The sequence below is a fragment of the Billgrantia campisalis genome (assembly GCF_022341425.1).
GTDB classification, from domain to species: Bacteria; Pseudomonadota; Gammaproteobacteria; order Pseudomonadales; family Halomonadaceae; genus Halomonas; species Halomonas campisalis.
This window is the reverse complement of record NZ_JABFUC010000004.1, coordinates 315451-337100: the sequence shown is the minus strand read 5'-3', so window position 1 is coordinate 337100 and position 21650 is coordinate 315451. Positions and strand designations below refer to the sequence as shown.

Sequence of the window (21650 nt, the reverse complement as noted above, 5' to 3'; positions counted from 1 at the left end):
GGGAGTTCTTCCACGACGACAACGTGGCGGTGCCGATCGTTGACCGGATCATCCACCACTCACACCTCTACCTGCTCGGCGGGGAGAGCTACCGGCTGAAGCAGAAGACGCTCAGCTGACGGTCATGGGTGGGTCAATTTTGTTGACCGCTGGTGGGTCATTTCTGATGGCCATTGACACTTGAGTCTAATGCTTTTTCATCGTCGGTAGGTGTTATTGTCTTGCAGTACGATTTTGATAATTATGATATATGCGCCGACGAGGCGGCTAGCCTCAAGAATCAGGGGCTTTGAAGTATAACTGGCTTGCTCGTTGTCAGCCGGCATCTGCACGCATGGGTGCTGGTTGATTGGTGAGTTGCAACAGGGAAAGTTGCTTATGACTACCTATGTAGTATCGCGTCACCCAGGGGCTGTGCAGTGGCTGGTACAGCAAGGGGTGGCTTTGGATCATTGTTTGCCGCATTTGCATGGGCAAGAGCTGCGGGCAGGTGACCGTGTGGTTGGCACGCTACCACTGCAGCTGGCCTGTTGGGTTTGTGAGCAGGGTGCCGAGTATTGGCACCTGGGTATGGATATTCCCGCGCAGTGGCGTGGCCAGGAGCTCACACCGGCGCAGATGGATGCCTGCCGGGCGCGGCTTGAGCGCTTTGAGATCCAGCGAATATCTGTGCCCAAAGTCTGGTAAAGTCAGGGCGAGTCGGTGTCAGTGATCTACTGCCAAGGAGTGCCTGATGACACGTGTGTTACTGACCCAGATTGGTAAGCCCCGCCTCGCGCGGGGTAGCCAAGAGCTGGATGCGCAATACGAGACCACTACCTATGAATTGGATGGTCAGAGGTTCACCACCCCAATGATGGGCTTTGGGTTGGCTGAGCTGATGAAACCGGACCGCATGGTGGTGCTGGGTACTACGGGCAGTGCCTGGTCGTCGCTGATTGGCGTGATGCTGGAACGTCTTGATGAGAACGAGCAGGACACTGCACTGGAGCTGATGGCGGAACTTCAGGAACAAGAAAACGAAGATGGTGTGACCGCCAAGTGGCTGGAGCGGTTGAGTTCACACCTGACCCGATGGCATGGCTTTCTTGTGGATTGCCAACTGACTCCCTACCTGGAGAGCGATCCGAGACGTGATACGGCCAATTATCTCACGGTGCTGGATAGCGTAATTGAGCATGAGGATCGCCTCCTGATCGATGTGACCCATGGGCTGCGCTACCATCCAATGCTGGGCTTGCTTGCCGCGCAGTACTTTGCCGTAGTGCGTCAGACTACCTTGGAAGGGATTTTCTATGGGGCATTTGATCGCAGTGAGGCTCATGGTGGTGTCACCCCAGTGCTGCGACTGGATGGCATGCTGGAGGTGCTGAGATGGGTTCAGGCGCTCAACAGTTTCGATAAAGATGGTGACTACGGCGTCTTTACCGAGCTGCTGCAAGAGGACCAGGTTCCTCCTGCTGTATGCGGTGCCATGCAGCAGGCGGCGTTTTTCGAGCGGGTGACCAATGCCTCCAAGGCGCGTGAACAGCTTACTCCACTGCACCAGTATGCTTTCGATTCCGGTGAACAGCCTTTGTCAGTACTGTTTGCACCAGCGCTTCAACAGCGCATCGCTTGGTCGAGGGTCTCTGGCCGCGGCAATATCGAACTGCGCCTGGCCAAGCAGTACCTGAAGCGGCGTGACTACTTGCGTGCGGCGATCTATGCCCAAGAGGGTTATATCAGTAAGCGTCTAGATCATGAGCGAGACAACGTTGATGACTTCGAGCGGCGGCGAGAAATCTTGGATGCCGCAGGTCACCCCAAGGCTTTCTATCAGCTGAAGAAGCTACGTAACGCTCTAGCACATGGGCAGCGCAATTCAGATCACGCTGTGGGTAGACTTCTGCAACATGAAGATGAGCTTCACAGTACGCTGAAACATGTGCTCGTGGCGCTGGAAAATGGCTGAAAACTGGTGGAGTGCTGATTGATTCACGCCGGCCTTCGGGCCGGCGTGAATGTTCAGCAGGGGTGTCGCCTGCCTACACTTCCTTGTACAGCTCGGCGCCCTCCTGGCGGAACTTCTCCGCCTGCTCTTCCATGCCCTTCATGACGGCTTCCTGGTCGCCGTCGAGGCCGTTGTCTCGCGCATAGTCGCGGACCTCCTGGCTGATCTTCATGGAGCAGAACTTGGGGCCGCACATGGAGCAGAAGTGGGCCACCTTGGCGGAGTCCTTGGGCAGGGTCTCGTCGTGGTACTCCCGGGCGGTGTCCGGGTCCAGGCCGAGGTTGAACTGGTCCTCCCAGCGGAACTCGAAGCGCGCCTTGGACAGCGCATTGTCGCGGCGCTGGGCGGCAGGGTGGCCCTTGGCGAGATCCGCGGCGTGGGCGGCGATCTTGTAGGTGATGATGCCGGTCTTGACGTCATCCTTGTTGGGCAGGCCCAGGTGCTCCTTGGGGGTCACATAGCAGAGCATGGCGCAGCCGTACCAGCCGATCATCGCCGCGCCGATGCCCGAGGTGATGTGGTCGTAGCCGGGGGCGATGTCGGTGGTCAGCGGGCCGAGGGTATAGAAGGGCGCCTCGTGGCACTCTTCGAGCTGCTTGTCCATGTTCTCCTTGATCAGGTGCATCGGCACATGGCCCGGCCCCTCGATCATCACCTGGACGTCGTGCTTCCAGGCGATCTTGGTCAGCTCGCCCAGGGTCTCGAGCTCGGCGAACTGGGCCTCGTCGTTGGCATCGGCCACCGAGCCCGGGCGCAGGCCGTCACCCAGCGAGAAGGCCACGTCGTAGCGCTTGCAGATCTCGCAGATCTCCTCGAAGTGGGTATAGAGGAAGCTTTCGCGGTGGTGGTAGAGACACCACTTGGCCATGATCGAGCCGCCCCGGGAGACGATGCCGGTGACCCGCTTGGCGGTGAGCGGCACATAGCGCAGCAGCACGCCGGCGTGGATGGTGAAGTAGTCCACCCCCTGTTCGGCCTGTTCGATCAGGGTGTCGCGGAACACTTCCCAGGTGAGGTCCTCGGCCACGCCGTTGACCTTCTCCAGCGCCTGGTAGATCGGCACGGTGCCGATGGGCACCGGGGCGTTGCGGATGATCCACTCGCGAGTCTCGTGGATGTTCTGCCCGGTGGAGAGATCCATGACGGTGTCCGAGCCCCAGCGGATGCCCCAGGTCATCTTGTCGACCTCGTCCTCGATGGAGGAGGTGACCGCCGAGTTGCCCAGGTTGCCGTTGATCTTCACCAGGAAGTTGCGGCCGATGATCATCGGCTCGGATTCCGGATGGTTGATGTTGCAGGGGATGATCGCCCGGCCGGCGGCGACTTCGGCGCGCACGAACTCCGGGGTGATCTCCTCGGGCAGGCGGGCGCCGAAGCCCTGGCCCGGGTGCTGGTGGCCCAGGATGCGCTCCACCTCAGCGGTGCCCAGCGCCTGCCGGCGCTGGTTTTCGCGGATGGCGATAAACTCCATCTCCGGGGTGATGATCCCTTGGCGGGCATAGTGCAGCTGGGTGACGTTCTTCCCCGCCTTGGCGCGCCGCGGCGTGCGGGTCAGGTCGAAGCGCAGCTGGGCCAGGGTCGGGTCGTTGGCGCGGCGCTTGCCGTATTCGGAGGTGGGGCCGTCGAGGAACTCGGTGTCGCCGCGCTCCTCGATCCAGGCGCGGCGCAGCTCGGGAAGGCCCTTTCGCAGATCGACGCTGACCTCGGGGTCGGTATAGGGGCCGGAGGTATCGTAGACCAGCAGCGGCGGATTCTCCTCGTCGGCGCCGGAGGTCTTGGTCGGCGACAGCGAGATCTCGCGGAAGGGCACGCGGATATCCGGGCGTGAGCCTTCGACATAGACCTTGCGCGAGCCGGGCAGCGGCTGGATGGCGGCCTCGTCGACCTTGGCGGTCTCGGCGAGGAAGTGGGCGGTCTTGCTCATATGGTGTCTCCCTAGAGTTGTCAGGGGCTTATCAGGGAGGACAGCTGGGGAGGACAGGGGCAGGGCGGGCCTGGGTGGCCGTGCTGCGTGTCGCTTGATCCCTACGCTGGTCCTAGCCAGTTCAGGTTCAACGGGATCCATGCTTGGGCACATGATCTCAGCCGTCGGTAACGGCACCCCGTCAAGCGTTCAGTGCCCGCCGCTGTCGGCGAGCGGTGTGATCACAGCAGGCGCCTGACGACTCGTCCCGGGGCTGTTCCGGCGGCAGGTCTCTGCGGAGGCGCTGTAAACCCTTCCCTGGGCGCTACATTTGCCTTCCCTGGCAAATGACCTCCGCTGCGACCTGCCCCCGGCGCCCCTCTTGTCGGCGCCACTGCAATGCTCTTTGGGCAGATAAGGGTCAGTCAGCGCGGTCCAACCCCATCTGCCAGAAGTCGATTTCGAGGCGCGTGGCGTCACGGAAGATCCGCGTCAGTTCCTCGAAGCGCGCCGGGGTGACATCGGCCAGGCGGGCGTTGAGCCACTCAAGCTCGGCGTCCATGGCGGCCTGGAACTCCTCGCCCTCGTACATGGCGATCCAGGCGTCATAGGGGTTGGCCTCACCGCGCAGGGTGGAGGGCCGAGCGTTGAGCCAGTTGGCGATCTCGCCATAGCCCACCAGGCAGGGGGCGAGTGCCACGTGAAGGTCGAGCAGGTCGCCGCGGTTGCCGGTATCCAGCACGTAGCGGGTGTAGGCCATGGTGGCCCGGGCCTCGGGCAGGCTGGCGAGCGCCTCCTCGGTGATGCCCCACTCGCGGCAGTAGCCCACGTGGAGGCCGAGCTCCACGTCGACGATGGCCTTGAGGCCCTCATGGGCCTGGCGCAGGTCGGCAAGCGTCGGGCTCTTGTAGGCGGCCAGCGCATAGGCGCGGGCGAAGTGAATCAGGAACAGGTAGTCCTGCTTCAGGTAGTGACGGAAGGCGTCCTCGTCGAGGGTGCCGTCGCCCAGGCCGCGCACGAAGTCATGCTCGATATAGGCCCGCCAGTCGTCGTGAATGGCGGCCGTCAGGTCGTCGAAGCGATAGCCCATTGGCGTCTCCGCTGGTCGGTGACGATCCGGTGCGAGGGCTGCGAAGGGCGAGGGGAGGCAAGGTCGGGTAAGGGGCGTTAAAGGGTACCCGACACGGCCTGATTCCCTACGCCGGTTCATGCCGCCGTCCTTGTCAAGGACGGGCTCACCCGGATCAGGTTCCACGGGATCGGCGCTGGTGACAGCGGTGGTCGTCTCGCCGCTGTCTGCGCCATCTCAGCCGGATTCACCGGCACCCCGTCAAGCTAAGCGCCAGTCTAGCAGGACGGTCAGGGGTTGCCAGCCCCAGGTGGAATCATTTTTCAGAAATATTTTTCATTTTCTGTTCCGCCATAGCCAACGCACGTCCACCGCGAAGGAACCCGCCAGCCCGACTAGCGCCGTGGCCGCCAGCCAACCGGCGACCTGGGCGCCGAGGGGCGGCAGCAGGCCGAGCATCAGCGCCACGACCTGCCAGACGCAGACCGCCTTGCGGCGCCGGCTCTCCGGCAGCGGGGCGCGCAGCCAGGCGTGGCGGTGCCCGGCCAGCACGAAGCCGTAGCGCATAAGGCCGATGCCCAGCACCCAGGGCCCGACCTTGCCCAGCGACAGCAGCGCCAGGCACAGCACCAGGATGAAGAAGGCGTCCAGCTCCATGTCGAAGCGTGCGCCGAAGGCGCTGGCGCTGCCGGTGCGTCGCGCCACCCAGCCATCGGCGCCGTCCAGCAGCAGGGCCAGCAGCGCCAGGCCGGCCAGCGGCCAGGGGTGGCGCGCCAGCAGCGCCGGGTCGACCAGGGCGCCGGCCAGCAGCGCCACCACCACACCGCGTAAGAGGGTGAGGCGGTTGGCCCAGCCCAGCCCCCGCCGGTCCGGCCAGGCGTGCTGGATGAGCCCGGCCATGGCCAGGTAGACGAGCGTGGCGAGACTCGGCACCCAGCGGCTGGCCTGCAGCCACAGCGTCAGCAGCACGCCCAGCACGAGCACGCTGGCCAGTCCGGCCAGCAGCTCACTCAGCGTGGAGAGGGGGCCGGCCGGGGGGCGGCGTTTGTCGCTATGCTGACGAGATACAGGGGGCATGGGGCTCACCGGGCTATCGGAGTACGAGAAATAATTGATGCAGTAATGTATAGCTGTACCATTATTGTGAAAGAAATTTGCTGGCAATGAAGCCGATGTGCGCTGCCAGTTGTCATGAAGAAGGAGGTGTGACGAACCAGCGCCATTATCGGTCCCAGAGTCAGGATGAGTATCGCAGAGGAGACGCCATGCGTGACGCGACCGCCACCGCCTATTGGATTCTCGCCCCCGGCCGCGGGGCGCTACGCGAAGAGCCGCTGCCGTTGCCGGCGAGCGGCCAGGTGGAGGTGCGTGCCCTGTACGGCGGTATCAGTCGCGGCACCGAAGCGCTGGTCTTCCGGGGGGAGGTGCCGGTCAGCGAATACGCCCGCATGCGTGCGCCCTTTCAGGTCGGTGATTTCCCCGGCCCGGTGAAGTATGGCTACGTCAGCGTCGGCCGGGTGGAAGCGGGAGATGCCGACCTGCTGGGCCGTGAGGTGTTTTGCCTGCACCCCCACCAGGACCGCTACGTGGTGCCCCGCGCGGCGGTGGTGCCGCTGCCCGAGGGGGTGCCGGCCGCCCGGGCGGTGCTGGCGGCCAACATGGAAACCGCCCTCAACGGCCTGTGGGACGCCGCTCCCGTCCTGGGCGAGCGCATCACCGTGATCGGCGCTGGCGTGGTAGGGGTGTTGATGGCCTGGCTGTGTGCGGCGATGCCCGGCACCCGGGTGCAGCTGGTGGACGTGGCGCCCCAGCGGGCCGGCGTGGCCGAGGCGCTGGGACTCGACTTCCGCTGCCCCGAGCAGGCCGATGCCGAGCGCGACCGGGTGATTCACGCCAGCGGCAGCGCCGAGGGCCTGCGGTTGGCGCTCACGCTGGCCGGCCTCGAGGCGCGGGTGGTGGAGATGAGCTGGTTCGGCAGCCGCGAGGTGACGCTGCCGCTGGGCGAGGCCTTCCATTCCCGTCGGCTGACCCTGCAGGCCAGCCAGGTGGGCAGGCTGCCCGTCGCCCAGCGGCCACGCTGGGACCACCGCCGCCGGTTGACGCTGGCCCTGGAGCTGCTGCGCGAGGCGCGCCTGGAGGCCCTGATCAGCGGCGAAAGCGACTTTCAGGCGCTGCCCGAGCTGATGCCGCGCCTGGCGGCCGGCGCCGGCGAGGTGCTCTGCCATCGGCTGCGCTATTCCTCCGCGCCCGTCCCGCGGTCCGCCTGATTCCTTCTGCCATGGAGATTCTGCATGTACAGCCTGACCGTTCGTGACCACTTCATGATCGCCCACAGCTTCCAGGGCGCTGTCTTTGGTCCCGCTCAGCGGACCCACGGCGCCACCTATGTGGTGGATGTCACCTTCCAGCGCCGCGAGCTGGATGACGACGACCTGGTGGTGGACATCGGCCTGGCCGGGGCCGCTCTGAAGCGGGTGCTGGATGAGTACAACTTCCACAATCTGGACGACCTGGAGGCCTTCCAGGGGCGCAATACCACCACCGAGTTCATGGCCCGTGTGATCTTCGAGCGGCTGGTGGAGGCGATTGGTCAAGGCGAGCTGGGCCCGGGCGCCGAGGCGCTGGCCGCCATGCGAGTCACGCTGCACGAGTCGCATGTCGCCTGGGCCAGCTACGAGGCCGAGCTATGACCCTCGCGTCCGCGACCGCCGAGCTGACGCTGATTGTCGCCGGCGACCCCGACCAGCTGACCGGTGGCTATCTCTATGACGCGCGCATCGTCGCGGCGCTGCGCGAGCGGGGCTGGCGGGTCGAGGTGGCGGGCCTTGCGGGGCGCTTCCCCGACCCCGATGCCCTGGCCAGGGCGAGCATGGCCGCGGCGCTGGCGGCGCTGCCCGATGGTGCCCGGGTGGTGATCGACGGCCTGGCCCTGGGTGGGCTGCCCGAGGTCGTCGCGCCCCACGCCGACCGGCTGAGGCTTATCGCCCTGGTGCACCATCCGCTGGCCGACGAGACCGGCCTGGATGACGCCACCCGGGAGCGCCTGCGACACAGCGAGACCCGCGCCCTGGCGCTGGCGCGGCGAGTGATTGCCACCAGCGCCTATACCGCCCGTGGCCTGGCGCGCTTCGGGGTGCCGCCGTCCCGGGTGGCGGTGGTCGAGCCCGGCGTCGACCCCGCCCCGCTGGCCGATACGGCCGCGTCCCAGGCGCGGCGGGAAGGCCCCCAGCGGCTGCTCTGCGTGGCGACCCTGACGCCGCGCAAGGGGCACGACCTGCTGGTCGAGGCGCTGGCCTCGCTGAGGCAGCATGACTGGCGCTGCGACTGCATCGGCGGGCTGTCCCGCGACCCGGCGCATGCCGCCCGGGTCGCCCAGCGAATTCGTCACCACCGCCTGGAAGCGCGGCTGCGGCTTTGCGGCGAGCAGGGGCCCGAGGCACTGGCGGCGGCCTACCGCCAGGCGGATCTCTTCGTGCTGGCCTCCCACTACGAGGGCTACGGCATGGTGGTCACCGAGGCGCTGGCCCGGGGCCTGCCGGTGATCACCACCACCGGCGGCGCCCTGGCCGACACCCTGCCGGCAACGGCGGGCCTGGCGGTGGCGCCCGGCGACAGCCATGGGTTGGCCGTGGCGCTGGCGCGCTGGTTCGAGGAGCCGGAGCTGCGGGCGCGGTTGCGCCACGGTGCCCGGCAGGCCCGCGCGCGCCTGGGCGACTGGTCCGATGCCGGTGCCGCCTTCGCGGCGGCGCTCTCCGACCCATCGGAGGTGGTGCCATGAACGCCCCCGCCGCCAATAGCCGTTTCAGCGCCGACTGGCTCGCCCAGCGCGAGGCGCTGGACGCCCGCTCGCGCAGCCAGCGGCTGACCGGCCTGGCCGCCGAGTGGCTGGCCGCCCGTCCCGCCCCCTTTGGTCTGGTCGACCTGGGCAGCGGCACCGGCAGCAATCCGCGTTTCCTGGCCCCGCGCCTGCCCGGCCCCCAGCGCTGGCGGCTGGTCGATCACGATGCCGCCCTGCTGGCCCGCGCCCGACGCTCCCGCCTGCACGACGCCGCCGGTCGGCGGGTGGCGATGGAGATCCGCTGCCGCAGCCTGGCGCCCTTCGATGCGACGCTGCTGGAGGGGGCGTCGCTGATCACCGCCTCGGCGCTGTTCGACCTGGTGTCGCGGCCCTGGTGCGAGGCGCTGATCGACGCCGCGGCCCGGCGCGGTCAGGCGCTGCTGGTCGCCCTCAGCGTCGACGGCGACTGGGCGTTTCTGGATGCCCAGGGCCAGCGCTGCGACGATGACGCGGACGCCGAGGTGCGGACGCTGTTCCAAGCCCACCAGCACCGCGACAAGGGGCTGGGCGCCGCCCTGGGCGGTGAGGCCCCGGCGCTGTTGGCCGAGCTCATGGTCGCCGCCGGCTACCGGGTGGCATCCGCCGCCACCCCCTGGCATCTGGCGGCCGGCGGGGAGACGGCGTGCACCCTGGGCCTGACCCTGGTGGAGGGCTGGGCCGCGGCGGCGCTGGAGCAGGCCCCGTCACAGCGTGCCTGGCTGACCAGCTGGCGCCAGCGGCGCTGCGCCGAACTGGCGGCCGGTGAATGCGGGATCAGCGTGGGGCACCGCGACCTGTTCGCCTGGCCCGGCCGGGACGGCGTCGGGGGGCGCGCATGAGACGCCGCCTGCTGGCACGCCTGTGGCGGCCGCTGGCCAGCCTGCTGCTGCTGGCGGCGCTGGCCGTCTGGCTGGACCCACGCGCGGTGATCGCCGAGGTCGAGCGTCTCTCACCGGGCTGGGCCCTGCTGGCCCTGGTGCTGACGCTGCCGCAGGTGGCGCTGTCCGCCTGGCGCTGGCGCTTCACCGCGCGCCTGCTGGCGGTGCCCCTGGATTGGGGGCGGGCGCTGCGCGACTACTACCTGGCGATGTTTCTCAATCAGGTGCTGCCCGGCGGGGTGATGGGCGACGCCGCCCGGGCCTGGCGTCACTCCCAGGCCAGCGGCCGGCAGGGCGCCGCCTGGCGGGCGGTGATCATCGAGCGCGCCTCGGGCCAGCTGGCGGTGCTGCTGCTGACCCTGCTGGTGCTGGCGGCCTCACCGCTGTGGCACGGCGTGATGGCCGAGATGGCGGCCTGGGCCGCCGGTTCATCGCCCTGGCGGCTGGTCGCCTGGCTGCTGCCGATCGTGCTGGTCGGTTTGGCAGTGGGGCTGCTGGGACGCCGGCTGGTCCGCTACCCGCCCCGGGCGCTGATTGGGCTCGGCGGGGATCTGTATCGCAGCCTGCTGGCGACCTCGGCGTGGCCGCGCCAGCTGGCCGGCTCGCTGCTGGTGGTGATCAGCTATGCGCTGGTGTTCGTCTGCGCCGCCCGGGCCATCGGGGTCACCCTGCCGACCACGACCCTGCTGGCGCTGGTGCCGCCGGTGCTGCTGGCGATGCTGCTGCCGCTGACGCTGGCCGGCTGGGGGGTGCGCGAAAGCGCCGCGGCACTGGTCTGGGCGCTGGTCGGGCTGCCGGCGGCCCAGGGAGTGGCGGTGTCGCTGGCCTACGGCGCCCTGGTGCTGCTGGCCAGCCTGCCGGGCGGGCTGTGCGTGCTGGCGGAGATGCTGCGCGGGCGGCGGCGCGGGCAGCGGCGTGGGCCGGGCGGAGCCTCAGGCGTTGCGGAGGATCAGGTCGAAGAGGGTGTCGTCGCCGCAGCGAAAGGTTCGCGCCCGCGGGCGTCGGGCGTCGTCGAGGGTGGCGATCGGCGCAAGCGTCAGGCCGGGGCGACCGGAGCCGATCAGCAGCGGCGCCACCAGCAGGTGCAGGCGGTCGAGCACTCCGGCCTCGAGAAAACGCGATACCGTGACCCCGCCGCCCTCGATCAGCACCCGGGGGAGGCCCCGCTCGGCCAGGGCCTCGAGCACCGCGGCGGGCGAGAAGCCGTCGCCCGCCAGCGGCAGGGTCAGACGCGTCACATGACGCCCCGTGGGCGTGGCCGGCATGGTGTCGGGGCCCACCAGGTGCAGGGTCGGGGCAGCCGCGTCGCGCAGCAGGCGGACATGCCCCGGTACCCGGCCCCGGGGATCGAGGATCACCCGTACCGGTTGGCGGCCGGGCACGTGGCGCACCGTGAGCAGCGGGTCGTCGGCGACGACGGTGCCGGCGCCCACCACCACGGCGTCGAGCAGGGCGCGCAGGCGGTGCAGGTGGGTGCGGCTCTCCAGGCCGTTGATATAGTGGGAGTGACCGCTCTGGGTGGCGATGCGGCCATCCAGGCTCTGGCCCAGCTGGGCCACGGCCAGCCGCTCGCGGTGGGTGGCCAGCGGCACCAGGCAGTCGAGCAGCTCGCGGGTGGCGTCGCCGACGGCGTCGCGCGCCTGCCAGGCGCCTTGGGCGTCGAGCCACAGCCGGTCGTCTTCCGGCGGCCGCTCGTGGTCACGCAGGCGGCACAGCCATTGCCAGGCCGCATCGCTTTCCAGGGTGTCGGGCGCCGTTGCGCTCATGGAGCCTCCGGGTCGGATTCAGCGTTTCATCATGCGTAGTCCGCCACGGCGGCACAAGGCACGCAAGGAGATCGTCATGCATCAGGTAGAACGCGCCATCTTCGATATTCGCCGTGGCCTGCCGGTCCTGCTGGTGGCCGGCGAGGAGCGCGTGCTGGTCCAGGCCCTGGAGGGGGCCGGCGACGGCGTGCCGACACGGCTGGCCGAACAGGCCGGCACGGCGCCGGCGCTGGTGCTCAGCCAGCATCGGCTGACGCTGCTGGGGGGGCAGGCGCGCAGCGCTCCGGCGCGACTGTCGCTGCCGCCAGGGCTGAGCGGGCGGCGCCTGGCCGCGCTGGCCTTTGGCGCCGAAACACTGCCGGCGCCAGAGCGTCGGGCGTGGCGCGCTCGGCTGCGGCCGGCGGAGCTTGCCGACCGCGGGGCCCTGGCGCTGATGCGTCGAGCGCTGCTGATTCCCTCGGCGCTGGTCGCGCGGGTCAGCGCGGCGCGGTGGGCGGCGGTAGAGGCGTCGCTGGCCAGCGGCGAGTTGCTGGCGGTGGACGCCGAGGCCGCCGAGCGCTGCCTGGATAACACCGGCGGCATGCTCAAGCGGGTCAGCGAGGCGCATATTCCCTTGGCCGACGCCTTCGACACCCGCTTCATCCTGTTCCGCGAGCCCGACGGGTTGCGCGAGCACGTGGCGGTGGTGATCGGTGAGCCCGAGACCGGGGCGGCCCCGGTGCCGCTGCGGCTGCATTCGGCCTGTCTCACCGGTGATCTGTTCGGTAGCCTGCGCTGCGACTGTGGCGAGCAGCTGCGCAACGCCGTGGCCGAGATCGAGGCGCTGGGCGGCGGCGTGCTGCTCTACCTGGCCCAGGAGGGGCGCGGCATCGGCCTGGCCAACAAGCTGCGCGCCTATACCCTGCAGGACGGCGGCCTGGACACCCTGGATGCCGACCACACCCTGGGCTTCGGCGAGGACGAACGACACTACGGGGTGGCGGTGGACATGCTCAAGGCGCTTGGCATCCGCCGGGTGCAGCTGCTGACCAACAACCCGCGCAAGGTGACCGCGCTGGCGGACGGCGGCATCGAGGTGGTGGCGCGCCAGGCCCTCTACGGCAGCCTCAACGACCACAACCGGCGCTATCTCAGCGCCAAGGCCGAGCGCGCCGGCCACCTGCTCGACGAGGTGCTCAGGGTCCGCCGCTGAGGCGCTTGAGCCGCATGGCGCGGGTCTCGTGAAGGATGCGGGCGATGCGCTGGGCGTAGTGGGCGACCAGGCGTTCGCCCAGTGCGGCGGTGCCCAGGTGGGCGTTGCCCACTACCCCCTCGGGGTGCAGGTCCTCGGCCAGCCAGGCGAAGGCGGCCTCGCCCTCCGGGCCCAGCAGCTGACCCTCTTCCGCCATGGCCTGGCCCCGGGAGCGACGCGCTTCAAGGTGTTCGAGGCGCACCTTGTCCGGTGCCAGGTGGCGCATCAGCGCGGTCTCCACGGCGCCGCCGTGCAGCCCGTGGCGCAGCTCCTCGGCGGGCAGGCCGTCGCCTGGCAGGGTCTCCGGCGGTGCCATGCGCATGTAGTGCAGCTTGACCACCAGCATGCCGTGGCGGCGTCGCAGCGCCAGGGCGGTGCTGTCCATCACCGCCTTGTTGCCGCCGTGGCTGTTGAGCAACACCAGCCGCGAGAGACCGGCGCGGGCCACGGCGTCGCCGTGGGCCTCCAGAAGGGCGGTGGCCAGTGCCGGCGACAGGCTCAGGGTACCGGGAAAACTCAGGTGTTCCTCGCTGGCGCCCACCGCCAGGGGGGGCAGCTGTACCAGGGGAAAGCCGTCGGGCAGGTGTGCCAGCGCCGCGGCCAGCAGCCCTTCGCCGATATCGAGGTCGGTGGAGAGCGGCAGATGGGGGCCGTGCTGCTCGATGGCGCCGAGCACCATCACCGCCACGCTGTCGCCGTCGAGCCCGGCGATCTCGCGGCTGGTCAGGTCCTGCCAGTGGGGAAAGGCGGTAAGGGGGGCGTCATGCATCCGTTTGCCTCCTCGGGTGGGGGGAGTCGAGTCGCGCATAGAGATCGCCGGAGGCCAGGCCGTCGGCGCCGCTGGCCAGCCAGGCGCGGGTCGCCGCCGGAGAGCGCCAGTCCGGCCAGCGCAATCGGCGCCCCTCGCCGGCGATAGCGTTATAGCGATAGTCGCCCAGGGTGGCCAGGCGTGCCACGCAGGCGTCGGCCACCTCCAGGGCACCGGCGACGAACTCCACCGAGACGCCGGCCAGCGGCTGGCTGAGCCCGGCCAGCACCTCGGCCTCGAAGCCTTCCACGTCGATCTTGCAGAAGCGCGGCACGCCGTGCTCGGCGATCAGTGCGTCGAGGGTGGTGACCGGCACCCTCAGACGCTCCTCCCAGCGCACCTGGCGAAAGCCGGGGTTGCGCTCGCCAATGGCCTGGCGCCAGCCATGGGCCAGGGTCGAGACCGTCGGCGTGGCGCGGCTGATGGCCAGTTCGGCCTCCCCGGGGTGTGCGCCGGCCGCCACCGGCAGCAGGGTCACGGTAGCGTGCCGGCCCACCAGTCGGGTAAGCCAGCGGTAGAGCGCCGGCTGGGGCTCCAGGGCCACGACCCGGGCGCCGAGCCCGGCGAAGGCCGCGGTGCGGTCGCCCAGATGGGCGCCGATATCGAACACCAGATCGCCCGGGTCGATGAAGTCGGCATACAGTCGGCGCAGGGCGCGCTGGCGGCCGGGGCGCCAGTAGACGAGCAGTGAGCGGGCCAGGCCGTAGCCGCGGCGCAGGGGAGTGACCAAGGGCATGTCGGCGTGTCTCATGGGCGGGGTGACGGTGTGGCGGCGCCGTGGGGCGAGCGACGCGAGAGCCGCGCCAGCGGCATGTCGCCGGGGCGCTCGGGCGGGGGCGGCAGCGGTGGGTCGCCGGGAGTGGCGCTCGTCACTGCGTCCTGGGCGAGCAGCGCGGCGTCCTCGGCCCGGGGCCGCAGGGTCAGAAGGCCGAGCCGTGCCAGCCCGTCGGCCGGCCGGCGCTCGCCGCTCCAGCGGGCCAGCAGCGGGGCCAGCAGCAGGCCGCCCCAGATGGGGCTGAGCCACCACAGCAGCGCCGGGGCCAGCCAGCCCACCAGCCCCGCCCAGAGGGCGCCCAGCAGCATGGCGGGCGCGGTGTGACGCAGGGCGTCGGCCCAGGCCACCGCGCGACCCTCCCGGGCCTGGGCGCCCCACTCCACGCGGGCGCCGGTGAGCACGCCCAGCACGAAGGCGCTGTGGAAGAGCATCATCACCGGCGCCAGCAGCACCGCGACCAGGGCTTCCAGCAGGGCGCTGGCCAGCAGGCGCAGGCGGCCGCCGAAGGGCTCGGGGCGCCTGACCAGGGCCAGCAGCAGGCCCATCAGCTTGGGCAGCAGCAGCAGGCCCAGGGTGGTGGCGAAGAGTATTGCGATCAGCTCGGGGCGCGCCTGGGGCCAGAGCGGGAAGAGCTGCTCGGGGTGGGGGAAGTAGGTCACCTGGCGCTGGGCGCGCAGCACGGCGTCGAGGCTGCCCAGCAGCAGCACGGCCAGCCACAGCAAGGAGGAGATAAAGGCCATGGCGCCCATCACGAAGTGGAGGCGGCTCATAACCTGCAGCCCCGGAGCGGCCAGCAGGCGCAAGTGCTGCAGGTTGCCCTGGGTCCAGCGCCGGTCGCGACGGGCATAGTCGAGCAGGTTGCCGGGCATCTCCTCGTAGCTGCCGGCGATGCGGGTATCGAGCTGGACCTCCCAGCCGGCGCGGCGCAGCAGCGCGGCCTCGACGAAGTCGTGGCTGAGGATTTCGCCGCCCAGCGGCGGCCGCCCGCGCAGTTCGGGCAGGCCGCAGTGAGCCATGAAGGCGTGCAGCCTAAGGATGGCGTTGTGGCCCCAGTAGTTGGCGGCATCGCCCTGCCAGCTGCTCTGGCCGGCGGCGAGCATGGGGGCGTAGAGCGCGGCGGCGAACTGGGCCAGGCGACCGAAGAGGGTGGCCTGACGGGCGGGCAGCGGTACGCTCTGAATCAGCCCCACCTCGGGGCGTGCCTGCAGGGCGCGGACCAGGTCCAGCAGGGCCTCGCCGCTCATGCGGCTGTCGGCATCCAGCACCACCATGAAGTCGTAGCGCCGGCCCCAGCGGCGGCAGAACTCGGCCAGGTTGCCGGCCTTGCGCCCCCGGTTGTCGGCGCGGCGCCGATAGTGCACGACAAGCCGGTCGGCCAGGCGCCGCTGCAGGGCGGCGATCGCCGCGGCTTCCCGTGCGGCGAGGGCCGTATCGGTGGTATCGCTGAGCACGAAGCCTTCGAAGTGGTGGGCCTCACCGGTGGCGATCAGGGCGTTGGCGGTGGCTTCCAGGTTGGCCACCACGGCGTCCGGCGGCTCGTTATGGATCGGCATCGCCAGCACGGTGCGCTGCCGGATCGGCAGTGCCCGTTCGTGGGCACGGCTCGGCAGTCGCGCCAGGGTCAGCGGGTCGCGCCCGCTGAGGGTCACGACGAAGCCGAAGGCCGCCGACCAGAAGGCGGCGGTGATCCAGGCGAAGGTCAGGGTGAACAGTGCCAGGATGATCGCCGCCAGTACCCCGAGGCCGTCGGCGTCCAGGATGCGCCACATCAGCAGAGCGCCGACCAGGGTGGTGGCGGCTACCAGGGAGGCAAACAGGGCACGCCGCGTGCGCAGCCAGGGCAGCCGCGTCTCGCCTTTGCCGCGCTGGGCGCCGAGCTCAGCGCGATTCGTCCGGGTACCAGACATGGTTCCAGGTCTCGCTGATGGTGTCGCCGTAGAGACGCAGCCGCAGGCGCATGTCGGCGGGCTGGCCCCCCTCGGGGTCGAGCCGGAAGCTGGCCCGCCAGCCGCGGCCGTCGGGCAGCGGCTGGGTCTGCAGGTGGCGCACCCGACCGCGGCTGAGGTCGAGCTCGGCCTGGACGGGCTGGTCCGGGGCCAGCCCCTCCAGCTCGCCACCGCGAAAGTCGATCATGAAGTGACGTCGGCTGCGCGGCGGCGGGTCGCTCTGGCCGGGGACGGCGCCCCAGCCGTGGCGGGTGCGCACCACTCGGGCCTGCGGCGCCTCGGGCAGCGAGGCGCCGAAGGTGTGGGTGCGATAGCGAAAGCGGCGCGCTTCGCCGGCCTTCAGCGGCGTGTCGCCGATCCAGTAGGCGACGATATTGTCGTGGGTCTCGTCGGGGGCGGGGATCTCCACGAGCTCGACCCGACCGGCCCCCCAGTCGCCGAGGGGTTCGACCCACTGGCTGGGGCGGCGCTCGTAGCGGGCTTCCAGGTCCAGGTAGCGGGCGAAGTCGCGGCTGCGCTGCACCAGCCCGAAGCCGGCCGGAGCGGCGTCCAGGAACTGGGAGACGCGCAGCTGACGGGGATTGGTGAGCGGCCGCCAGATCCACTCGCCGCGGCCGGTGTGTATCAGCAGCCCCTCGGAGTCGTGCACCGCCGGGCGATGGTCGTCGATGGGGCCAGCGCTGGTGTCGCCGTGGGCGAACATGCTGGTCAGCGGCGCCACGCCGAGCTTCGCCAGGTCCCGCCGGGCGAACAGCCGGGCTTCCACCTCGACCCCGATGTCGCGCCCCGGGGCGATGTCGAAGCGGTAGGCCCCGGCCAGGGAAGGGCTGTCGAGCAGTGCCAGCACCGTCATGCGGCTGGCTTCGGGGGCCGGGCGGACCAGCCAGAACTCGCGAAAGGCAGGAAACTCCTCGCCGTGGGGCAGGGCGGTGTCGATAGCCAGCCCCCGGGCCGACAGCCCATAACCCTGGTCGCGGCCCACTAGGCGGAAATAGCTGGCGCCGAGAAACACCGCGAACTCGTCCTGATATTCGGCGCGATGGAGCGGAAAGTGCAGGCGAAAGCCGGCGTGGCCGGCCCCGTCCAGATCCTGCTCGAGCAGCTCGGCAGCCTGGCCGTCGTAGCGGAAGCGCTGCGGGTCGAAGGTGAGCGGTGTTGTGTCGCCCTCTTCCACCAGATGGAGCTGCACGGGGGTGTCGAACAGGAAGCCGGTGTGGAACAGCTGGATCGAGAACAGCCCAGCGTCGTGCCACAGCGCCGCCTCGGGGTCGAAGCGAATCTGCCGGTAGGTATCGTAGTCGAGATCACGCAGCGCCTCGGGCAGGGCGGCGGCCCCGCGGCGATAGGCGGCCTCGGCGCGCGCCTGCGCCTGCTCGGTGACGCGATCGAACAGCGCGTCGATCTCGGCCGTCTCGCCGCCCTCCGCGCCCGCTGGGGGGGCAGCCATCAGGGCGAGCCCCAGGGCCAGGCCGAAGCGTCGCTTGCGCTGGTGCATTCACGTTCTCCTCCGCCGCTCGCCATCTCCTGGCCTCAGTGTCGCCGCTGATGCCGTTTCCTGCACGGGGCGGCAAGGCTGGTAATTATTGAGACATGGGTTGTACGTTGATTGCTGAAATGTACACCTGATTCCGGTGGGCTACCATTCGGGTGATGCCGTCTTTCCCATCGCCGCCGAGGAGTGCCGCCATGCTGCGCCTGCTGATCGGTGCCGCCCTGCTCAATGTCGCGCTGCTGCTGCCGTTGTGGCTGCGCTTCGGCGAGCTGTCGCCGCGCTGGCTGGCCCTGGAGGCCCTGCTGCTGGCGGCGCTGTTCGCGCTGTTGCCGGCGCGGGGACCGGCGAGTTGGCTGCGCTGGCCGGCGCTGGCGGCGGTGGCACTGGCGCTGCTGGCTGGGCTTGGTGATGCGGCGACCCATCAGGCGCTGGGGCGCTCGCTCAACCTCTACTTGGACCTCCCGCTGCTGCGATCGGTTTACCATCTGCTGGCGGGCAACCTGGGGACTCCCCTGGCGGTGCTCGCCCTGCTCCTGGCGGTGGTAGCGCTGGTGGGGCTGCTGTGGGGGCTGTGGCGGGGGCTCGCCGCGCTGCAGGGGCGGGCGCGTCGAGGCGCCGCCCTGGGGCTGGCGCTGTTGCTGGTCGTGGGGAGCGGGGCGCTGCTCGCCGCGGAACTCAACCAGGCGCGGCTGGTGCCGGTGGCGCGAGCCCCGCTGGTGGACACCCTGCGCTTCCAGGGCCAGCAGCTGATCGAGACCCACCGGGCGCGACGTGACTTCACGGCGCGCCTGGCAGACGCCCCCGGCCCGGTTCGGGAGCTGTCGGGGCTGGCCGGTCGCGACGTGCTGCTGGTGTTCGTCGAGTCCTACGGTGTTTCGGCGGTGAACGACGAGCGCTATGCCGAAGTCATCCTGCCGCGTCTCGACGACATGGCGGCCCGGCTGGAGACGGCCGGCCTGGCGGTGGTCTCGGGGACCCTGGACGCGCCGATCCGCGGCGGTCAGTCGTGGCTGGCCCACGCCAGCACGCTCAGTGGGCTGTGGATCGACAGTCAGCTCTGGTACCGCCTGATGCTGGCCAGCGAACGCCCCACCCTGGTGGACGATTTTCGCGCCAGCGGCCACCGCACCCTGACGGTGATGCCGGCGATCACCCTGGCCTGGCCGGAAGGGGAGGCCTACGGCTTCGACGAGATCCATGCCGCCGCGGACATCGACTACGCCGGGCCGCCGCTCAACTGGGTGACCATGCCCGACCAGTTCACGCTTTACTATTTCGAGCGCCATATTCGACAGCCGGCGGCCGCGCCGCTATTCGCCCAGATCGCCCTGATCTCGAGCCACGCGCCCTGGACGCCGATCCTGCCGGTGCTCGACGACTGGGACGAGGTCGGCGACGGCAGCGTTTTCCAGCGCTGGGCCGATGCCGGCGACCCGCCCGAGGTGCTGTGGCAGGACCTGGAGCGGGTGCGCGAGCACTACGCCCTGTCGGTGGACTACTCGCTCAACGCCAGCATGCGCTGGATCGAGGACTTTCTGGGCGACGACAGCCTGCTGATCCTGCTCGGTGACCACCAGGCGGCGCCGCTGATCACCGGCGACGACGCCAGCGGTGGGGTGCCGGTGCATGTCATCAGCGGTGACCCGGCGTTGCTCGCGCCCTTCGAGGCGCGCGGCTTCGTCCCCGGCATGCTGCCGCCAGAGCGCGAGGAGCACCCGGGCATGGACCGCCTGCGCGCTTGGCTGCATGAGGACTTCGGCGGATGATTCCGGTGACTCTAGCCGACAGGCACAGTGTGCAGTTGGGAGAGCATGGCCGGATGGTGGATATTGAAGATCACGCCCCTTGAGGATTGGTGGGCAGGGCGGCCACCGCGGATATCTCCACCAGCAGCTCCGGGCTGGCCATGCGGGCCTCTACGCAGGCCGCACACCCTCCCCTGGCAGGGGCCCATGCCGGCGCGGCAGAAGGCCTTGGCCTGGTTGGGTCCCTGGCATCCGGCCTCGGCGATTTGGCGAAGTTCGCCTGCTGTGACTTATGGCAGTGGTCCGCCAGACAGCCGCTGGAACTGATCGAAGTGCAGTCCGGCGGCTACCTGGGCGAGGACGACATCGTGCGGCTCGATGACGACTAAGGGCGGGAGTGAGGGCTACTCCAGGCCATGCAGCGCTTTCCAGTTGCCGGGATACAGTGCATAGCCGAACAGCGCATGGCCGCCATAGACCAATTCGGTGCCCTCGGGAATCCACAGCATCTGACCCGGCGTGATGATATGCGTCTCGCCCGCGGCGGTGACCTCGAGCTTGCCTTCGATCACGAAGATCACCTCGTCATAGAGCACGGTCCAGGCGACGTCGGCGCCTTCCCAGCGTGCGAAGCCGGCGCCCAGGGTCTCGCTCAGGGTGGTATCGACGGTACGGCCGACTTCGGCGTGACCGGGCGGTCCGCCGCGATGGCGGAAGGTGGTGTCACGGTGGTCGAACTTGATGGCGCGCGTGGGCATGTCACTCATGGGGTCGTCTCCTGTGCCAGGGGTGAAGCGTGAGGCGTGAGGGGTTAAGGAGTCACACACAAGCGCCCGGCCGCCAGCGGTGGCCAGGCGCTCACATGCTTGAGGGTCGGGGCTGACTTACAGTTCGGCTCGGCTGGCCCAGGCCGCGTGCTTCATGCGCGTTTTCACCCCGAGGCTCAGGAAGGGCTCCGGCGGATTGCGTGCCGGCTTGCCGGAGACCGCCAGCATATCGGCCAGCTGACTGGAATCCTGGCCGGTGGCCAGCTCGGCGAGCAGCTTGCCGGAAATGGTGCCGCGGGCCGCGCCAACGCTCTGATGCACGCCGGACATCCAGGCGTTATCACCGACCTTGCCGAAGAAGGCGGTGTAGTTTCGCGACAACCCGCACGCGCCGCCCCAGGTGGCCGCGAAGGGCACATGGGTGAGCTCCGGGTAGCGGGCCTCGAAAGAGACCCGATGCCCTTGGCGGATGCGGGTCCGCTCGGCCAGGTCGTCGTGGTAGCGAGGCACGAATCGGTACTGGTTGCGAATGATCAGCCGGCGGTCCGGGGTCAGCCGCACCGTGGTGCCGGCATGGTCGGCAGGGGTCAGGCCAAAGTGGTGGGGCGCAGCAGAGAACAGCGCCATCTCTGACTCGGTCAGTTCTCGGGTCATGCTGGCGAAGGTCATGACCGGCAGCATGCGCGCCTTGAGGAAGCCGAACTCCTGGGAATAGATGTTGGAGCCCAGCAGCAGCTTGGTGGCACGGATCTCACCCTCCGGCGTCGTGGCACACCACTGCCCGCCCGAGTGGGTGAGGTTGACCACCGGGGAGTGTTCATGGAGCTCGACATTGGCTGGCAGGGTCTCACCGAGCCCGCGAACCAGGGCAGCGGGCTGCATCAGGGCGGTATTGGCCGTGTAGATGGCTGCGGCGTAGTGGCGAGTGCCGAGAATCGGCGCCAGCTCGTCGCGCTCCAGGCGGCGATAGGGATAGTCGAAATCCCTGAGCAGTGTCTCGTAGTGGTCGAGGTACTTGAGGCCGCGCTCGCCCACCGCCCCCTGATACTTGCCGGCCAAGGACCAGCCACAGTCGAGAGCGTGGCGCCGGACCAGGGTCTGGAGATCCTCCACCGCCGCACGATTGAGCGATAGCAGCTTCTGCTTGCGCTCGAGATCGTCGCCCTCGAGATCGCGCTTATGGGGCAGGTCGATGACGAAGCCGGTGTTACGTCCCGAAGCGCCCTGACCGACGCGCAGGGCCTCGAGCAGCACCACCCGCTCGCCGGGGCGCAGCTCGGCCACGCGCCGGGCCGCGGCGAGGCCAGTGAAGCCGGCGCCGATCACCAGCCAGTCGGCCGTGGTAGACGCATTGAGACGATTCGCCGGAGCAGGTTCTGGCAATAGCTGATACCAGCCATTGCACTTGTCATCCTGGGGAATGATGGAAGTTGTCATTGTGGACTCCCGCGCACGGCGCG

General features: G+C 69.4%; 19 protein-coding genes, 3 pseudogenes and 2 riboswitches. Of the genes and pseudogenes, 11 read left to right on the top strand and 11 right to left on the bottom strand.

Annotated features, from left to right (window positions below):
* The 3 genes from HOP52_RS07125 to csx2 form a co-directional block, all read left to right on the top strand.
* Positions 1-119: ATP-binding protein (locus HOP52_RS07125; protein ID WP_238976679.1), on the top strand; the 119-nt coding region annotated here is incomplete at its 5' end.
* A gap of 259 nt (positions 120-378) precedes the next feature.
* Positions 379-687: a CRISPR-associated protein Csx16 gene (csx16, locus tag HOP52_RS19780; protein ID WP_422677692.1), complete on the top strand. Its 309-nt coding sequence runs from the start codon at positions 379-381 to the stop codon at positions 685-687.
* A gap of 46 nt (positions 688-733) precedes the next feature.
* Entirely contained in the window at positions 734-1954 is a 1221-nt protein-coding gene (gene csx2 / locus HOP52_RS07120; RefSeq protein WP_238976669.1) for a TIGR02221 family CRISPR-associated protein, read from the top strand.
* Between the two features lie 73 nt (positions 1955-2027).
* Here csx2 and thiC read toward each other — a convergent pair whose 3' ends face one another.
* The 3 genes from thiC to HOP52_RS07105 form a co-directional block, all read right to left on the bottom strand.
* Complete coding sequence (thiC, locus tag HOP52_RS07115; RefSeq protein ID WP_238976668.1) at positions 2028-3917, bottom strand: phosphomethylpyrimidine synthase ThiC; 1890 nt, start codon at positions 3915-3917, stop codon at positions 2028-2030.
* 81 nt (positions 3918-3998) lie between these two features.
* Positions 3999-4108, bottom strand: a riboswitch (TPP riboswitch).
* A gap of 209 nt (positions 4109-4317) precedes the next feature.
* A complete protein-coding gene (gene tenA / locus HOP52_RS07110; protein WP_238976667.1) occupies positions 4318-4986 on the bottom strand; it encodes a thiaminase II in 669 nt (222 codons plus the stop codon).
* 85 nt (positions 4987-5071) lie between these two features.
* Positions 5072-5236: riboswitch (TPP riboswitch) on the bottom strand.
* Between the two features lie 65 nt (positions 5237-5301).
* Positions 5302-6042 (bottom strand): CDP-alcohol phosphatidyltransferase family protein, encoded by a 741-nt coding sequence (locus HOP52_RS07105; RefSeq protein WP_238976666.1) that lies wholly within the window; start codon positions 6040-6042, stop codon positions 5302-5304.
* A 188-nt stretch (positions 6043-6230) separates the two neighbouring features.
* Between HOP52_RS07105 and HOP52_RS07100 the strand changes: the two genes are divergently transcribed.
* The 5 genes and pseudogenes from HOP52_RS07100 to HOP52_RS07080 all read left to right on the top strand — a co-directional run.
* Positions 6231-7232 carry a zinc-dependent alcohol dehydrogenase gene (locus HOP52_RS07100; RefSeq protein WP_238976665.1) on the top strand — a complete coding sequence of 334 codons (1002 nt, stop codon included), beginning with the start codon at positions 6231-6233 and terminating at the stop codon, positions 7230-7232.
* A 24-nt stretch (positions 7233-7256) separates the two neighbouring features.
* On the top strand, positions 7257-7655 hold the full coding sequence (locus tag HOP52_RS07095; protein WP_238976664.1) for a 6-pyruvoyl trahydropterin synthase family protein: 399 nt from the start codon (positions 7257-7259) through the stop codon (positions 7653-7655).
* Complete coding sequence (locus HOP52_RS07090) at positions 7652-8743, top strand: glycosyltransferase family 4 protein (RefSeq protein WP_238976663.1); 1092 nt, start codon at positions 7652-7654, stop codon at positions 8741-8743. Before HOP52_RS07095 ends, HOP52_RS07090 begins: the two co-directional genes overlap by 4 nt.
* The gene (locus HOP52_RS07085; protein ID WP_238976662.1) at positions 8740-9621 is read left to right on the top strand and encodes a class I SAM-dependent methyltransferase; all 882 of its coding nucleotides are present in this window, start codon (positions 8740-8742) and stop codon (positions 9619-9621) included. Before HOP52_RS07090 ends, HOP52_RS07085 begins: the two co-directional genes overlap by 4 nt.
* Positions 9549-10502 (top strand): annotated as a pseudogene (locus HOP52_RS07080) (lysylphosphatidylglycerol synthase transmembrane domain-containing protein); the annotation flags it as partial. The gene HOP52_RS07085 and the pseudogene HOP52_RS07080, both read left to right, overlap by 73 nt.
* Before the next feature lie 90 nt (positions 10503-10592).
* Here the strand turns inward: HOP52_RS07080 and HOP52_RS07075 are convergent.
* Positions 10593-11426, bottom strand: coding sequence for a RibD family protein (locus HOP52_RS07075; protein ID WP_238976678.1), 834 nt, complete (start codon positions 11424-11426; stop codon positions 10593-10595).
* Between the two features lie 76 nt (positions 11427-11502).
* Here HOP52_RS07075 and HOP52_RS07070 point away from each other — a divergent pair, with 76 nt between their 5' ends.
* Positions 11503-12618 carry a GTP cyclohydrolase II gene (locus HOP52_RS07070; RefSeq protein ID WP_238976661.1) on the top strand — a complete coding sequence of 372 codons (1116 nt, stop codon included), beginning with the start codon at positions 11503-11505 and terminating at the stop codon, positions 12616-12618.
* Here HOP52_RS07070 and HOP52_RS07065 read toward each other — a convergent pair.
* Genes HOP52_RS07065 through HOP52_RS07050 form a run of 4 tightly spaced genes read right to left on the bottom strand, consistent with a single transcriptional unit; the run spans position 12602 to position 17681 of the window.
* A complete protein-coding gene (locus HOP52_RS07065) occupies positions 12602-13426 on the bottom strand; it encodes a creatininase family protein (RefSeq protein ID WP_238976660.1) in 825 nt (274 codons plus the stop codon). The genes HOP52_RS07070 and HOP52_RS07065 overlap by 17 nt on opposite strands.
* Positions 13419-14201: an FkbM family methyltransferase gene (locus HOP52_RS07060; RefSeq protein WP_238976659.1), complete on the bottom strand. Its 783-nt coding sequence runs from the start codon at positions 14199-14201 to the stop codon at positions 13419-13421. Before HOP52_RS07060 ends, HOP52_RS07065 begins: the two co-directional genes overlap by 8 nt.
* An 11-nt stretch (positions 14202-14212) precedes the next feature.
* Entirely contained in the window at positions 14213-16147 is a 1935-nt protein-coding gene (gene mdoH / locus HOP52_RS07055) for a glucans biosynthesis glucosyltransferase MdoH (protein WP_238976658.1), read from the bottom strand.
* A complete protein-coding gene (locus tag HOP52_RS07050; protein WP_238976657.1) occupies positions 16119-17681 on the bottom strand; it encodes an OpgD/OpgG family glucan biosynthesis protein in 1563 nt (520 codons plus the stop codon). Before HOP52_RS07050 ends, mdoH begins: the two co-directional genes overlap by 29 nt.
* Positions 17682-17872: 191 nt before the next feature.
* Here HOP52_RS07050 and HOP52_RS07045 point away from each other — a divergent pair, with 191 nt between their 5' ends.
* Complete coding sequence (locus HOP52_RS07045) at positions 17873-19444, top strand: alkaline phosphatase family protein (protein ID WP_238976656.1); 1572 nt, start codon at positions 17873-17875, stop codon at positions 19442-19444.
* 70 nt (positions 19445-19514) lie between these two features.
* Here HOP52_RS07045 and HOP52_RS19775 read toward each other — a convergent pair.
* Positions 19515-19634, bottom strand: a pseudogene (locus HOP52_RS19775) (RidA family protein); the annotation flags it as partial.
* A gap of 103 nt (positions 19635-19737) precedes the next feature.
* Here HOP52_RS19775 and HOP52_RS07040 point away from each other — a divergent pair.
* Positions 19738-19812 (top strand): annotated as a pseudogene (locus HOP52_RS07040) (mannose-1-phosphate guanylyltransferase); the annotation flags it as partial.
* Positions 19813-19827: 15 nt separating this feature from the next.
* Here HOP52_RS07040 and HOP52_RS07035 read toward each other — a convergent pair.
* Positions 19828-20190 (bottom strand): cupin domain-containing protein, encoded by a 363-nt coding sequence (locus HOP52_RS07035; protein ID WP_238976655.1) that lies wholly within the window; start codon positions 20188-20190, stop codon positions 19828-19830.
* Positions 20191-20307: 117 nt separating this feature from the next.
* The gene (locus tag HOP52_RS07030; protein WP_238976654.1) at positions 20308-21627 is read right to left on the bottom strand and encodes an NAD(P)/FAD-dependent oxidoreductase; all 1320 of its coding nucleotides are present in this window, start codon (positions 21625-21627) and stop codon (positions 20308-20310) included.
* Between the last annotated feature and the right edge of the window lie 23 nt (positions 21628-21650).